The following is a 13,358-nucleotide window of genomic DNA, read 5'->3' on the forward strand; positions in this document are numbered from 1 at the left end:
CCGCACGGCCCTATCGTGACCGCCATGGACATCCGCCCCGCCCGTACCGTCGCCGAACTCCAGGCCGCGGAGGGGCTCTTCGACGGCCCCGCCCGACTCGACTGGTCCGAGCGCTTCCTCTCCGCTCCGGGACACCTGATGCTCATCGCCTACGTGGACGACATCCCTGCCGGCATGGTCTCCGGGGTCGAGATGAGCCACCCCGACAAGGGCACGGAGATGTGCCTGTACGAGCTCTCCGTCGACGAGGGCTACCGTCGTCGCGGTATCGGCCGCGCCCTGACCGAGGCCCTCGCCGACGAGGCGAAGGCGCGCGGCTGCTACGGCATGTGGGTGGGGGTGGACACCGACAACGAGGCCGCCCTGGCCACCTACGCCTCCGCCGGCTCCCACGACGAGGGCGTCTTCGCCATGCGCGGCTGGCCCCTCTCCGGCTAGGCCGTCTTCCCGATCATGCGGGGGACCCGTTAGGCGGCGTGTCGTGGGGCCAGTCGGCGCACCCTCCGCGCGGGCGGGTCGCGCCTCGCCGAGCATCGGGCGCATGACCGCATTCACCGCGCTGCTCCCGGCCGCCGCCGCCCTGCTGGCGGCGGCCACCGCCCTGCCGCCGCACGCCGCACCCGCTCCCGTACGCGCCGCCGACACCGCGACCGCCCCGTACGTCGTCGTCCTCAAGGACACCACCTCCCGCGCCCCGACCCACGCCCTGGCCGCCGAGGCCGCGGGCTCCGGCGACCAGGTCGGGGACGTCTACGACACCGTCCTCAGCGGCTTCGCCGTCCGGACGACCGCCGCCCGCGCCAAGGCCCTGGCCGCCGACCCCCGGGTGGCCTCGGTGGAGCCGGACGCGGAGTTCCGCATCAGCGACGCGCAGAGCCCGGCGCCCTGGCCCCTGGACCGGATCGACCAGTCGGCGCTCCCGCTCGACGGCTCGTACACGTACGCCACCACCGCGCAGGGCGTCACCGCGTACGTCGTGGACACCGGGATCTACGCGAGCCACCAGGAGTTCGGGGGCCGGGCCCGGGTCGGCTACAACGGGGTGTTCCTGGAGACCTCCAGCGACTGCAACGGCCACGGCACGCACGTCGCCGGGACGCTGGGCGGGGCGACGTACGGGGTGGCGAAGGGGGTCTCCCTCGTCGGCGTCAAGGTCGCCAACTGCAAGGGTTCCGCGACCCTGACCTCCATCCTGGGCGGTCTGGAGTGGATGGTGAAGGACGCCGCCAAGGCCCCGGGCACACCCGCCGTCGCCAACATGAGCATGGGCGGCACCCGCAGCTACGCCCTCGACGCGGCGGTGACGCGGGCGGTCGCCGCCGGGATCACCTTCACCGTCGCGGCCGGCAACTCCGCCGACGACGCCTGCACCGGCTCCCCCGCCGCCGCCCCCTCGGCGCTCACGATCGGCGCGGCCGACGCCGCGGACCAGTGGGCCCCGTTCTCCAGTTACGGCAGCTGTGTGGACCTCGTCGCGCCGGGTGTGTCCGTCACCTCGGCCTGGAAGGGCTCGGCGACCACCCTCGCCCGCGCCTCCGGTACGTCCATGGCGGCCCCGCACGCGGCGGGCGTCGCCGCGCTGATCCTGGCGGAGGGGATCGCGGCGGGCGGAACGGCGAAGACCCCCGCCGAGGTCTCCGCCGCGCTGCTGCAGGATGCCGTACGGGACCGGCTCACCGGGGTCCCGGCCGGCACGGCCAACCTGCTCCTGCACCACGCGTCGGCCGCGGGTTAGGGGTGTCGTCAAAGTCCCGTCCGGCACGCCACGGCTTTGCGCACGTCCCCCAGCCCGCCTCGCCCGGATCACGCCGGTCAAGCCCGCGGAGTTGACCGGCGTCTTGGCCGGCGGCTCGGCCGGTGGCTTGGCCCGCGGCTGGGACGGTGGCTCGGCCCGCGGAGTTGGCCGGCGGCTTGGCCCGCGGCTTGGCCGGTGGCTCGGCCCGCGGGGTTGGCCGGCGGCTTGGCCGGCGTGATCCGAGAGACCCGTACGCCCAGGTCAACCCCCGGCTCCACGCCCGGGTTCGGCCCCCGCCCGTACCCCACCCATCCCATCCGCCCCGCACCCCGGCGACCCGGCCTGATGGGACATCAATTTCTGTGTGCTTCGGGCGAAAGCAAGTCATTGACTTCTCATCACCGCGACGCGTCAATGTCGGCCACCGCACCGGCTCGGCCTCCCCCACACAGCGGGTGGGGGGAGGGGTTCGTCTGACGAAGGAGTCGCGACCCAGTGAGTACAACGTTCCGACGAAGAATTCTGGCCGGGGCGGGCGCCCTGTCCCTCGCGCTGACGGGCGGCGTGGTGGGCCTGACCGGCACCGCCCAGGCGGCGACCGTGACCACCCCCGTCTTCGAGAACTGCGACGCCCCGGCACCGCAGCCGGACGGTTCGGGCAACCAGAACTACACGATCACCCTGCCCGACACGGCCAAGGCCGGGGACGTCGTACCGATCACGATCGACCCGGGTGCGAGCCCGCTGATCCCCGGCTTCTCCGTCACGACGGTGAACACCACCAAGATCACCCTCAAGGTGGGCACGACCACCCAGGTCGTCACCAGCCCGCCCGAGACCGTCAGCGTCGTCGCCGGTACCCCGCTCGACCCGAAGTCCTTCTCCGGAACCATCAAGATCCCAGACGGCACCGAGGGCACCGCGGTCGGCGTCAAGCTCGACTTGGCGGTCACCGACGCGGACCTCAGCGGTTCCGTCTTCACCACTACGTGCACCCCGGCGCCCCGCCCGAGCGCCACCCTCGGCTCGGTCGCCGTCGAGGCCCTGCCCAAGGACCCGGTCACCACCAAGCTGACGCCCAACAGCGGCAAGGCCGGCACGGCCGTCGTCGTGGGCGGCGCCAACTTCCCGGCCGGCCCGGTCACCTGCTCCGCCCTCCTCGCGGGCGCGGCGACCGGTGACACCGGCACCGGTACGGCGGACGCGAGCGGCGCCGCCACCTGCAACATCACGGTCACCAAGAAGGCCGACGCCATCAAGATCGACGGCTCGGTCACCCCGTACAAGTCGTTCGTGTACCTGGAGGACCAGGCGGGCGTGAAGAACCCGGTCGACATCGAGGTCCTCCCCGGCCCGCTGGCGCTCGGCCCGAAGGACGGCCAGCCGGCCGTCGCCTTCCCCTCGGTCACCATCAACGGCAAGGCCCAGTCGGTGGTCGGCGTGTTCAACGCCGCGACCGTCCAGGACTTCCGCGGCGGCACCCTCGGCTGGGACGTGACGGCGACCCGTACGCCCTTCCTGAACCAGGCGACCGGCCACTCGATGGCGAAGGCGCAGATCGGCATCCAGCCGTCCTGCACCGTGACCAACCCGGACAGCCCGAGCACCTGCACCGCGGGCACGCCCGGCGCGATCTCCGAGACCCCGATGAAGGTGGCCTCGCAGGCGGCCGGCGGGGACGAGCTGACCGGCGGTGAGTTCGCCGTCGGCGGCGCCGGGATGATCCAGCTCCCGCCGTTCATGTTCGCCGACACCTACCAGACGGTCGTCACCTTCTCGATCGCCTGACCCGGCAGGAACAGCGCACCCAGGGTGGTGCGGCGCCACGGCGCCGCACCACCCCTTCGCCTTCCCGCCCTTCGCCCCCTCTCCCCCGCCTCCCCGCGCCGACTGGAGAACCGCCCATGCGCCCCCGCCCCCGCATCGCTCCGTACGGTCCGCTCCTCACCCTGTTGCTGCTGGTCGCGGGCCTGCTCCTGCCGTCGGCCACGACGGCGACGGCTGCGGACAACGGCACGTGGGGGGTGTTCCCGACGCCCCCGGCCGGCGCCGCGATGACCGACCGCGCCTACTTCTTCCACCAGGGCGCGGCCGGGACCACGGTCAGCGACAGCGTGACCGTCCTGAACTCCTCCGACCGGGAGCTGACCTTCCAGATCTTCGCCACCGACGCCGTGAACACCCCGGCCGGCGGCGCCTTCGCGCTCCTGCCGGTGGACCAGAAGCCCAAGGACGTGGGCGCGTGGACGGTCCTGGCGCCCGAGGCGGCGACCGCGGTGACCGTCCCGCCCAAGGGCCGCAAGGACATCCCGTTCACGGTGAAGGTCCCGCAGGACGCCACCCCCGGCGACCACGTCGGCGGGATCGTCGCCCTCAACACCGCCGTGGAGGGCATCCGGCAGGAGGGCAAGGTCCAGGTCGGGGTGAAGCGGCAGGTCGGCTCACGGCTGTACTTCCGGGTGCCGGGGCCGGTGACACCGGGCCTGAGCGTGGAGGACGTGAAGGTCAGCCGGTCCGCGCCGCTGCTGCCGTGGGTCGAGCACGCCCGGGCCACGGTCTCGTACGCGCTGGTCAACCGCGGCAACGTGGTCGTCGAGCCCAAGGTGGCGGTGTCCGCCGAGGGGCTGTTCGGCCGCCGGGTGCTGGACCGGCCGGCCCGCGAGCTGAAACTGGTGCTGCTGCCCGGCCAGCGGATCGAGCTGACCGAACCGTGGGCGGACGCACCGCAGTCGGACTGGGTGACCGTACGGATCTCGGCCGGGGCGACCGCCTATCCGGACCTCACCTCGGCGTCCGAGGCGCAGTTCATCGCCGTGCCCTGGCCCGCCCTCGGCGCGCTGCTCGTACTGGCGGGCGCCGCGCTCACCTACCAGGTCCTGCGGCGCCGGCGCTGGCCCCCCGTGGAACCGGCCGAGCCCGCACCGGACTTGGCCGGGGCGCACTGACGGGCAAGGGTGTCCCCGGGTGACGGCGTCCGGCCGCCACCCGGCAAGGGGGAGACGACCGATGGAACGACGGCACACCGAGACCGGCGCGGGCCTGCTGCCCCGCATCGAGCGCGCGCTGGGCACCGGCCCCGCCGCCCGCACGTCCGGCTCCGGCTGGACCCGCCTCACGCTGCGGCTCTCCGACGGCGGTCCCACCGTGGACGTGGTCGCGGACACGCAGCGCCCGCCGCGCGGGATCGCGTACCTGCTGCCCGGCGGCGGGCTGAACTTCGCCGCCGACTTCTTCACCCCGGGCGGTCCGGGCGCTCCGGGCGCTCCGGTCTACGCGGGCGGCTCCGGCGGCTCCGGCGACCTCAACCTCGCCCACCGGCTACGCCGCCAGGGCCTGCTGGTCGTCGGCGTCACCCCGCGCGAGGACGCCGCGACCGCCGCCGAGATCACCGCCTCGTGGGGGCTCGCGGCGCACCGCCGGGACCTGGCCGGGGTGGTGAGCGCGCTGGATCCCGTACTCGGGCTGCCGTACCAGTACGCGGGCCACTCGGCCGGGGCCGCCCTGGCGCTCGATGCGGCCTCGCACGACGATTCGCCGCGGCTGCGCCGGGTGGTCGTCCTGGACACGACCGGACCGTACACCGGCGACCTGGCGCTCCGGGCGGCCGCGACGCGGGACGCGTACGCAGGCCAACTCGCGCAGGGCACGTACGCGACCGACCCGGGACTGGCGGCCCTGATCGCCAGGGCCGTCACCGACCCCTCGGCGCCCTCCCCCGTCCCCTGGCCGCCGAACCCCGCCCTCCGCTTCACCTACGCCGGGCTCGCCCACTTCGCGCTGATCCGCACGGCCGCCCTTCCGGGGCCCGCGAACTGGATCTACACCCAGGGCCACAGCGCGGGCGAGTACGCCTTCGGCGCCACCCCGGCCGAGGACCGCTTCCTGCTGACCCACACGGCGCTCGGCACCTGGCACGCCGCCACCGCCGCGCTCGGCAGCGGGCTGGTCCCGACCGCCCTGATGCGGGACCTGGCCGCGATCTGGGCCGGCGTACCGGATCGCCTGGGACCGTATCCGGGCCGAGGTGGTGTGGGTCAACACCGCGCTGGGCCGCGGAGACCACCCGTGCGGCGCGGACCTGATCCGCGCGGCCGGCAACGACCGGGTCACCTTCACCGTGGTCCCCGGCTACGGCCATGGCGACGCGGTCTGGAGCCGGACGGCGGCCAGCGACGTCTGGTCCCTGTTCTAGAGCGGCCAGGACCCCCGAAACGGAGCTCGCCCCCCGCGTGAGGGTGCGGGGGGCGAGCCGGTCCTGCGGTACTGCGGTCCTACGGACCTGCGCGGTCAGTGGTTGCGGGGGAAGCCCAGGTCCACGCCCACCGGGGCCTCGGACGGGTCCGGCCAGCGGGTCGTGACGACCTTGCCGCGGGTGTAGAAGTGGATGCCGTCGTTGCCGTAGATGTGGTGGTCGCCGAAGAGCGAGTCCTTCCAGCCGCCGAAGGAGTGGTAGCCCACCGGCACCGGGATCGGCACGTTGACGCCGACCATGCCCGCCTCGATCTCCAGCTGGAAGCGGCGGGCCGCGCCACCGTCCCGGGTGAAGATCGCGGTGCCGTTGCCGAACGGCGAGGCGTTGATGAGCGCCACGCCCTCCTCGTAGGTCTCGGCGCGCAGCACGCACAGCACCGGCCCGAAGATCTCGTCGCGGTACGCGTCGGAGTCGGTCTTGACGTTGTCCAGCAGCGACAGGCCGATCCAGTGGCCCTTCTCGAACCCGTCGACCGTGTAGCCCGTACCGTCCAGGACCACGTCCGCACCCTGGTCGGCCGCGCCCTTCACGTACGACGCGACCTTGTCGCGGTGGGCCGCCGTGATCAGCGGGCCCATCTCGGAGTCCGGGTCGTTGCCGGGGCCGATCTTGATCTTCTCGGCGCGCTCGCGGATCTTCTCCACCAGCGCGTCGCCGATCGAACCGACGGCCACGACCGCCGAGATCGCCATGCAGCGCTCGCCTGCCGAGCCGTACGCGGCCGAGACCGCGGCGTCGGCGGCCGCGTCCAGGTCGGCGTCCGGCAGCACCAGCATGTGGTTCTTGGCGCCGCCCAGCGCCTGGACCCGCTTGCCGTTCGCCGAAGCCGTGGTGTGGATGTGGCGGGCGATCGGCGTCGAGCCGACGAAGGAGACGGCCGCGATGCCCGGGTGGGCGAGCAGCGCGTCGACGGCGGCCTTGTCGCCGTGGACGACGTTGAGCACACCGTCCGGCAGACCGGCCTCGGAGGCCAGCTCGGCCAGCTTGTTGGCGGCCGACGGGTCCTTCTCGCTCGGCTTGAGGATGAAGGTGTTGCCGCAGGCCACGGCCAGCGGGAACATCCACATCGGCACCATGGCCGGGAAGTTGAACGGGGTGATGCCCGCGACCACGCCCAGCGGCTGGCGGATGGCCGCCACGTCCACGCGGTTCGAGACGGAGGTCGACAGCTCGCCCTTGAGCTGCGTGGTGATCCCGCAGGCCAGCTCGACGATCTCCAGGCCGCGCGCCACCTCGCCCAGCGCGTCCGAGTGGACCTTGCCGTGCTCGGCGGTGATCAGCTCGGCGATGGCGTCGCGGTTGGCGTCCAGCAGGGCGCGGTAGGCGAAGAGCACCTTGGTGCGGGCGGCCAGCGAGGACTGGCCCCAGCTCTGGTAGGCCTCCTGGGCGACCCGTACGGCCGCGTCTACCTCGTCGGCGGACGCGAGCGCGACCTGCGTGGTGACCTCGCCGGTGGCCGGGTCGGTGACCGGGCCGTAGTTGCCCGACGCGCCCTCGACGGTCTTGCCACCGATCCAGTGGTTGACGGTCTTCATGCCTATTGCTCCTTCACAGATGGCGACGTCGCTGCGCGGCTTGCCGGTCGTACTCTTCGCGGGCCGCGGCCGCGGACTTGCGTGTCGCGGTCTCGGCCACAGGAACATCCCACCACGCCTGTGCCGGGGGCGGGCCCGACACAGTGTCGGGTGTTCGGGTCTGTGCGTAGACACATGTGGGACGGTCTGCCGCACGCGCCTCTGCGAGGGCTTTCCGCAGGTCACCGATGGTGCGGGTACGGATCACCGCCATCCCGAGGGAGGCCGCGTTGGCCGCGAGGTCCAGCGGCAGCGGCGCGCCGGTGTACGAGCCGTCGGCCGCCCGGAAGCGGTACGCGGTCCCGAAGCCCTCCGCGCCCACGGCCCCGGAGAGGCCGCCGATGGAGGCGTATCCGTGGTTGTCGAGGATCACCACCTTGATCGGGACGCCCTCCTGCACGGCCGTGACGAGCTCGGTCGGGTTCATCAGGTACGTCCCGTCGCCGACCAGCGCCCACACCGGGCGCCCGGGGGCGGCGAGCGCGACCCCGATCGCGGCCGGGATCTCGTAGCCCATGCAGGAGTACCCGTACTCCACGTGGTACTGGTCGGCCGAGCGGGCCCGCCACAGCTTGTGCAGGTCGCCGGGGAGGGAGCCGGCGGCGTTGATCAGGATGTCGTCGGCGCCGACGACCGCGTCGAGCAGCCCGAGCAGCTGCGCCTGCGTCGGGGCGGCGTCCTCGTCGGGGGCCGTGTAGGCCCGGTCGACCAGCCTCTCCCAGTCCCGTTTCCTTTCTTTGTACGCCGTCTCGTACCCGGGGTCCACGCGGTACCCGGCGGCCGCGGCCCGGAGGTCTTCCAGGCCCACCCGCGCATCGCACACCACCGGCTGACCGGCGAGCTTGTGGGCGTCGTACGGGTCGAGGTTGAGCCCGAGGAAGCGGACGGCGGGGTTCTGGAACAGGGTCCCCGAGGCGGTCGTGAAGTCCGTCAGCCGGGTCCCGGCGGCGATGACCAGGTCGGCGCCGCGGGCGAGCCCGTCGGCGGTGGCCGTGCCGGTGTGCCCGATGCCGCCGACATCGGCGGGGTGGTCGTACGGGAGCACCCCCTTGCCCGCCTGCGTGCAGGCGACCGGGATGCCGGTCGCCCCGGCGAACTCCGCCAGCGCGGCCTGGGCCGCGCTGTGCCGGATCCCGCCGCCGGCGACGATCAGCGGGCGCGCCGCGCCCCGTACGGCTTCGGCGGCCCGTGCGAGCTCGTCCCGGTCGGGCCGGGGCCGGCGTACGGCCCACACGCGCTCGGCGAAGAACTCGGGCGGCCACTCGTACGCCTCTGCCTGCACGTCCTGCGGCAGCGCCAGGGTCACCGCGCCGGTCTGCACGGGGTCGGCGAGGACCCGCATCGCCTGGAGGGCGGCCGGGATCAGGGCCTCGGGCCGGGTGATCCGGTCGAAGTGGCGGGAGACGGGCCGGAGCGTGTCGTTGACGGAGACGTCGCCCGCGTAGGGCACCTCCAGCTGCTGGAGGACGGGATCGGCGGGCCGGGTGGCGAAGGTGTCGCCGGGCAGGAGGAGTACGGGAATCCGGTTGATGGTGGCGAGGGCGGCCCCGGTGACGAGGTTGGTGGCGCCGGGCCCGATGGAGGTGGTGACGGCGTGCGCCGAGAGCCGCCCGCACTGGCGGGCGTAGCCGACGGCGGCGTGCACCATGGCCTGCTCGTTGCGCCCCTGGAGGAACGGCATCCCGCCGGGCACCTCTCCCGGCGTCCCGCCCGGTCCGCTCTCCAGGAGGGCCTGCCCGATGCCGGCGACGTTCCCGTGCCCGAAGATCCCCCAGGTGGCGGCGATCAGCCGCTGTCTGCGCCCGTCCCGTTCGGTGTACTGGGCGGCCAGGAACCGTACGAGGGCCTGGGCGACGGTGAGCCTCATGGGGTCTGGTCCTCCGCTCGGTAGAAGGGCAGCCGGGGGTCGGGGTCCTGCCCGGGCCAGGTGTCCCGGATCCAGGCGTGGTCGGGGTGGTCCCGGATCAGCCACTCGCGGGGCTGGCCCGGGGGGCCGGCCATGACGTTGAGGTAGTACATGTCGTGCCCGGGGGCGGCGATGGACGGCCCGTGCCAGCCGTCCGGGATGAGCACCGCGTCCCCGGTCCTCACCTCGGTGAGGATGTCGGTCTTCCCTGCCGGGGACGGGGTGACACGCTGGTAGCCGAGGCCGGGGGTGTCGCGGCCGTCGCCGCCCGGGGCGTGCGGGGCGGTGTGCGGGGCGATCTCGAAGTAGTAGACCTCTTCGAGGCGGGACTCGTGGCCGGGGTCGGACTCGTCGTGCTTGTGGGGCGGGTACGAGGACCAGTTCCCGCCCGGAGTGAGCACCTCCACGGCGATGAGGCGGTCGCAGTCGAAGACACCGGCGGCAGCGAAGTTGTTGACCTGGCGCGTGCAGTGGCCGGCCCCGCGGATCTCCACGGGGACGCTCCGGGCGGGCCCGTACCGGGCGGGCAGGATCCGTTCGCACCGCGCCCCGACCAGTGCGAACCGCCCTCCGGCGGCGGACCCGATCTCGGCCTGCCCGTCCCGGGGCAGATACGCGAAGTCTGTCACCCCGCCGAACACGCTCTCGCGCCCCCGCAGTTCGAACACCTGGGGCCCCGGCGGCGCTTGGGGCCGGGGAGCCGGCTCCGCGCAGCGGACCGCGCACGCCCCGGCCAGCGGCAGGACGATCCACTCCCGGTCCCCGCACGCGTGCGCGTACGCCTCCCCCGGCGCGAGCTCCAGCACCCGCAGCGCGGCGAACTCCATCTCGTGCGACCCGGTCACCGGCACGACTCCAGCACCTCCTCCACTTCCTTGGCGTACGGCATCGCCGACGAGCACGCCAGCCTCGAAGCCACGATCGCGCCCGCCGCGTTGGCGAAGCGGAGCACGCGCTCCAGGTCCCACCCCGCCAGCAGCCCGTGGCACAGGGCGCCCCCGAACGCGTCCCCCGCCCCCAGCCCGTTCACCACGTCCACCGGGACCGCCGCGGCTTCCACCACGGTTCCGTCCCGCCGCATCCCCAGTACCCCTTCCGGCCCCCGTTTCACCACCGCCAGCTCCACGCCGGCCGCCAGCAGGGCACGCGCCGCGGCCCGCGGGTCGCACTCGCCGGTCGCGATCGCGCACTCCTGCACGTTCCCGACCGCCACCGTGGCCAGACCCAGCGCCCGTGCGTACGCCTCGCCCGGCTCCTCCTCCCACAGCATCGGCCTCCAGTCGAGGTCGAAGACCGTGATCCCGGACTTCGCGCGCGCCTCCAGCGCGGCGAGGGTCGCCGACCGGCTCGGCTGCGCGCTCAGGCCCGTCCCCGTCATCCAGAACACCCGCGCGGCGCGTACCGCCGCAAGGTCCAGCTCCTCGGGCCCGATCTCCAGGTCGGGGGCCTTCGGCAGCCGGTAGAAGTACAGCGGGAAATCGTCCGGCGGGAAGATCTCGCAGAACGTCAGCGGGGTCGGGTAGCGCGCCACCGCCCCGGCCCACCGGTCGTCCACCCCGAATCCGCGCAGTTCAGCCCGTAGATAGTCGCCGAAGGGATCCGCTCCGGTCCGGGTGATCACCGCCACCCGTCGGCCGAGGCGGGCCGCCGCGACGGCGACGTTGGTGGGCGAGCCGCCCAGGAACTTCCCGAAGGTGTCCGCTTCCGCCAGCCGTACACCCGTTTTCAGCGGGTAGAGATCCACCCCGATCCGCCCCATGGTGATCACGTCGAACGCGACATCGTCCGCGGTCGTCACAGGCAGTCCTCCCACTCGTCTCGCACCCTAAGGTGGCCGTCATGACGTCCTCCCCGCCCGCGTTGACCCGTATCCGCATCGGTTCGGCTCCGGACTCCTGGGGTGTCTGGTTCCCCGACGATCCGCTCCAGACCCCGTGGGAGCGGTTCCTCGACGAGGTCGCCGAATCCGGGTACGAGTGGATCGAGCTGGGCCCGTACGGCTACCTGCCCACCGACCCCGCCCGCCTCACCGAGGAGACCGCCAGGCGGGGCCTGCGGGTCAGTGCCGGCACCGTCTTCACCGGACTCCATCACGGGCCCGCCGTCTGGGCGCAGACCTGGGAGCACGTGTCGCGGATCGCGGCGCTCACCCAGGCCATGGGCGCGGGCCACCTCGTCGTCATCCCGTCCTTCTGGCGCGACGACAAGACCGGCAAGGTGCTGGAGGACCGCACCCTCACCCCCGCGCAATGGCGTGAACTGACCAGGCAGACCGAGCGCCTGGGCCGCGAGGTGCAGGACAGGTACGGGCTGCGGATCGTCGTCCACCCGCATGCCGACACGCACATCGACACTCCTTCGAACGTGGCCCGCTTCCTGGACGCCACCGACCCGGACCTGGTCTCCCTGTGCCTGGACACCGGGCACTACGCCTACTGCGGCGGCGACAGCGTCCAGGCCGTCGAGACCTTCGCCGAGCGGATCGGCTACCTCCACCTCAAGCAGGTCGACCCGCGGATCCTCGCCGAAGTCCTGGCGGAACAGCTGCCCTTCGGGCCGGCCGTGGGCCGCGGGGTGATGTGCGAGCCTCCGTCGGGGGTGCCCGCGCTGGAGCCCGTCCTCGCGGCCGCCCAGCGGCTCGGCGTGGACCTCTTCGCCATCGTGGAGCAGGACATGTACCCGTGCCCGCCCGAGCGGCCGCTGCCGATCGCCCGCCGCACCCGCGCCTACCTGCGCTCCTGCGGCGCCCGCTGACTCCCGGGAGGGAACACGACATGAGCACGCTGGGGATCGCCGTCATCGGGACGGGGAAGATGGGCGTCGACCACGTCCGCCGGATCGGGCGGACGGTGGGAGGGGCCCGGGTGGTGGCCGTGGCCGATCCGGACGGGGACCGGGTGAAGGCGGTCGCGGCGGGTCTGGACGGCGCGAGCGCGCACACGGATCCGGCGGCGGCGATAGCCGCTCCCGGAGTCCAGGCCGTACTGATCGCCTCCCCGGGACCCGCCCACGAGGAGGCGATCCTGCACGCCCTGGGGCGGGAGTTGCCGGTGCTGTGCGAGAAGCCGCTGACCCCGGATCCGGCCGGGGCGCTGCGGGTGATGGAGGCGGAGCAGCGGCTGGGTCGGCGCCTGGTGCAGGTGGGGTTCATGCGGCGGTTCGACGCCGAGTACGAGCGGTTGAAGGAACTGCTGGACGGGGGCGGGATCGGCCGGCCGCTGTTCCTGCACTGCCGGCACCGCAATGCCTCCTCGCCCTCCTTCTTCACCAGCGACATGCTGATCACCGACTCCGTCGTGCACGAGGTCGACGCGGCGCGCTGGCTGCTCGGGCAGGAGGTCACGGCGGTGTCCGTGCTCTCCCCGACGCCCAGCTCGGCGGCCCCCGAGGGGCTGCGCGATCCCCGGCTCGTCCTGCTGGAGACCGCGGGCGGGGCCATCGTGGACGTGGAGATCTTCGTCAACTGCGGCTTCGGCTACGAGGTCCGGTGCGAGGCGGTCGGTGAGTGGGGCAGCGCCCAGATCGGTGAGGGGCAGGGGATGGTCGTCCGCTCCGCGGGCCGCAGCTCCGGCGAGATCGCGCAGGACTTCACCGTGCGCTTCGCCGATGCGTACGACCGCCAGCTGCGGCGCTGGGTGGCCGCGGCCGCGCAGGGCCGGGTGGCCGGGCCCGACGCCTGGGACGGTTACGCGGCGGCCTCCGTCTCCGCGGCGGGGCTCGCCGCCGCACACAGCGGCGCACGGACCCCGGTCGAGCTGGTGGAGCGCCCCGCCCTCTACCGCTGAATCCTCCTCCCACTCCTCGCCGTTGTGCCGCATGTGTCGCAAGCGTCCCTCTGATGTCACACATATCACCATGACGCGGGTATTTCGTCACAGTCGGTCGACAAGG

Annotated in this window: 11 protein-coding genes; 7 read left to right on the forward strand and 4 right to left on the reverse strand. The window is 73.4% G+C overall.

From position 1 onward, the window contains the following. Positions 1-24 precede the first annotated feature (24 nt). The 5 genes from ACIBAD_RS09945 to ACIBAD_RS09965 all read left to right on the forward strand — a co-directional run bounded on the left by ACIBAD_RS09945 (position 25) and on the right by ACIBAD_RS09965 (position 5,968). A complete protein-coding gene (locus ACIBAD_RS09945; RefSeq protein ID WP_134075539.1) occupies positions 25-438 on the forward strand; it encodes a GNAT family N-acetyltransferase in 414 nt (137 codons plus the stop codon). 103 nt (positions 439-541) lie between these two features. After that, positions 542-1,735, forward strand: a complete 1,194-nt coding sequence (locus ACIBAD_RS09950) for a S8 family serine peptidase (protein WP_398905663.1) — start codon at positions 542-544, stop codon at positions 1,733-1,735. Between the two features lie 495 nt (positions 1,736-2,230). Continuing rightward, positions 2,231-3,523, forward strand: coding sequence for a hypothetical protein (locus tag ACIBAD_RS09955; RefSeq protein WP_134075541.1), 1,293 nt, complete (start codon positions 2,231-2,233; stop codon positions 3,521-3,523). A gap of 116 nt (positions 3,524-3,639) precedes the next feature. After that, positions 3,640-4,680, forward strand: a complete 1,041-nt coding sequence (locus tag ACIBAD_RS09960; RefSeq protein WP_398905665.1) for a WxL protein peptidoglycan domain-containing protein — start codon at positions 3,640-3,642, stop codon at positions 4,678-4,680. Between the two features lie 61 nt (positions 4,681-4,741). Further along, positions 4,742-5,968, forward strand: a complete 1,227-nt coding sequence (locus ACIBAD_RS09965; RefSeq protein ID WP_398905667.1) for a hypothetical protein — start codon at positions 4,742-4,744, stop codon at positions 5,966-5,968. Positions 5,969-6,022: 54 nt separating this feature from the next. Here the strand turns inward: ACIBAD_RS09965 and ACIBAD_RS09970 are convergent, their stop codons facing one another. The 4 genes from ACIBAD_RS09970 to iolC are packed head-to-tail and all read right to left on the reverse strand — an operon-like array spanning position 6,023 to position 11,226. Further along, the gene (locus ACIBAD_RS09970) at positions 6,023-7,522 is read right to left on the reverse strand and encodes a CoA-acylating methylmalonate-semialdehyde dehydrogenase (protein ID WP_134075544.1); all 1,500 of its coding nucleotides are present in this window, start codon (positions 7,520-7,522) and stop codon (positions 6,023-6,025) included. A 13-nt stretch (positions 7,523-7,535) separates the two neighbouring features. Then, positions 7,536-9,428: a 3D-(3,5/4)-trihydroxycyclohexane-1,2-dione acylhydrolase (decyclizing) gene (iolD, locus tag ACIBAD_RS09975; protein ID WP_134075545.1), complete on the reverse strand. Its 1,893-nt coding sequence runs from the start codon at positions 9,426-9,428 to the stop codon at positions 7,536-7,538. Next, positions 9,425-10,294: a 5-deoxy-glucuronate isomerase gene (gene iolB, locus ACIBAD_RS09980; RefSeq protein ID WP_398905926.1), complete on the reverse strand. Its 870-nt coding sequence runs from the start codon at positions 10,292-10,294 to the stop codon at positions 9,425-9,427. Before iolB ends, iolD begins: the two co-directional genes overlap by 4 nt. Before the next feature lie 14 nt (positions 10,295-10,308). Further along, the gene (iolC, locus tag ACIBAD_RS09985; RefSeq protein ID WP_398905928.1) at positions 10,309-11,226 is read right to left on the reverse strand and encodes a 5-dehydro-2-deoxygluconokinase; all 918 of its coding nucleotides are present in this window, start codon (positions 11,224-11,226) and stop codon (positions 10,309-10,311) included. Positions 11,227-11,306: 80 nt separating this feature from the next. Here iolC and ACIBAD_RS09990 point away from each other — a divergent pair, with 80 nt between their 5' ends. Continuing rightward, entirely contained in the window at positions 11,307-12,221 is a 915-nt protein-coding gene (locus ACIBAD_RS09990; RefSeq protein WP_134075547.1) for a sugar phosphate isomerase/epimerase, read from the forward strand. 20 nt (positions 12,222-12,241) lie between these two features. Then, a complete protein-coding gene (locus ACIBAD_RS09995) occupies positions 12,242-13,252 on the forward strand; it encodes a Gfo/Idh/MocA family protein (protein WP_398905670.1) in 1,011 nt (336 codons plus the stop codon). Positions 13,253-13,358 lie beyond the last annotated feature (106 nt).

This window comes from Streptomyces sp. NPDC051109 (assembly GCF_044455885.1).
Taxonomy (GTDB): domain Bacteria; phylum Actinomycetota; class Actinomycetes; order Streptomycetales; family Streptomycetaceae; genus Streptomyces.

Coding starts and splice junctions, on each gene's coding strand:
- ACIBAD_RS09995 (WP_398905670.1), top strand. CDS start 12,242: ATGAGCACGCTGGGGATCGCCGTCATCGGGACGGGGAAGATGGGCGTC.
- iolC (WP_398905928.1), bottom strand. CDS start 11,226: ATGGGGCGGATCGGGGTGGATCTCTACCCGCTGAAAACGGGTGTACGG.
- iolB (WP_398905926.1), bottom strand. CDS start 10,294: ATGGAGTTCGCCGCGCTGCGGGTGCTGGAGCTCGCGCCGGGGGAGGCG.
- ACIBAD_RS09990 (WP_134075547.1), top strand. CDS start 11,307: ATGACGTCCTCCCCGCCCGCGTTGACCCGTATCCGCATCGGTTCGGCT.
- ACIBAD_RS09950 (WP_398905663.1), top strand. CDS start 542: ATGACCGCATTCACCGCGCTGCTCCCGGCCGCCGCCGCCCTGCTGGCG.
- ACIBAD_RS09965 (WP_398905667.1), top strand. CDS start 4,742: ATGGAACGACGGCACACCGAGACCGGCGCGGGCCTGCTGCCCCGCATC.
- iolD (WP_134075545.1), bottom strand. CDS start 9,428: ATGAGGCTCACCGTCGCCCAGGCCCTCGTACGGTTCCTGGCCGCCCAG.
- ACIBAD_RS09960 (WP_398905665.1), top strand. CDS start 3,640: ATGCGCCCCCGCCCCCGCATCGCTCCGTACGGTCCGCTCCTCACCCTG.
- ACIBAD_RS09970 (WP_134075544.1), bottom strand. CDS start 7,522: ATGAAGACCGTCAACCACTGGATCGGTGGCAAGACCGTCGAGGGCGCG.
- ACIBAD_RS09945 (WP_134075539.1), top strand. CDS start 25: ATGGACATCCGCCCCGCCCGTACCGTCGCCGAACTCCAGGCCGCGGAG.